The organism is Polynucleobacter sp. MWH-Loch1C5, from assembly GCF_018881775.1.
Lineage (GTDB): Bacteria > Pseudomonadota > Gammaproteobacteria > Burkholderiales > Burkholderiaceae > Polynucleobacter.
The window spans coordinates 469-1,179 of the sequence record NZ_JACVPR010000005.1 but is presented as its reverse complement, the minus strand read 5'-3'; the positions used below and the strand labels follow the sequence as shown (position 1 = coordinate 1,179).

The window sequence follows — 711 nt, the reverse complement described above, 5'->3', positions numbered from 1 at the left end:
TGATAATAAAAATGCAGGTAGCGGCAAGACGGTAACTATTGCATATACATTGGCAAATGGTAGTAATGGTGGTTTAGCAACCAACTATAGTTTGTCTAGTGGCACGACTACTGCAACTATTAATGCAGCAACTGGCTCTACTAGTAATACAACATCAAATAATCAAAGAAATTCTGCAGTAAATACTGCTGCTAACTCTGCTAGTAACGCAAACTCAGGCTCAAATAACAGCTCTGGAACTAACAGACAAAATACAGTAGCACCAACAACTTCTAATGCTAACCCAGGCTCATCGCTCGTTAGAGTTGGCGGAAATAGTGGGAGCTCTAGTAATTCTTCATCAACTGTACCGTCTGGTGGTTCAGCGGTTAGTGGTGCCAACACAGGTGGTGGTGCTAATACGCAATCCGGTACTGGTCAAGGCGCCGGTGGTCCTGGGAATAGTACAGGTCCAGGACAAGGTGCTGGTCAAGGCTTAGGTCCACAAGGTGGTGGTAATACTGGAGGTTCAAGTACTCTTCAATTGGCAAGTAATAGCCCAACTGGGGGATCTAGTGGTGGTGCCAACACAGGCGGTGGTGCAAATACGCAATCCGGTACTGGTCAAGGCGCCGGTGGTCCTGGGAATAGTACAGGTCCAGGACAAGGTGCTGGTCAAGGCTTAGGTCCACAAGGTGGTGGTAATACTGGAGGTTCAAGTACTCTTCAATT

At 47.0% G+C, this 711-nt stretch carries 1 pseudogene; it reads left to right on the top strand.

Annotated elements, in window-relative coordinates:
• Window positions 1-711: pseudogene (locus ICE94_RS08430) on the top strand (hypothetical protein); the annotation flags it as partial.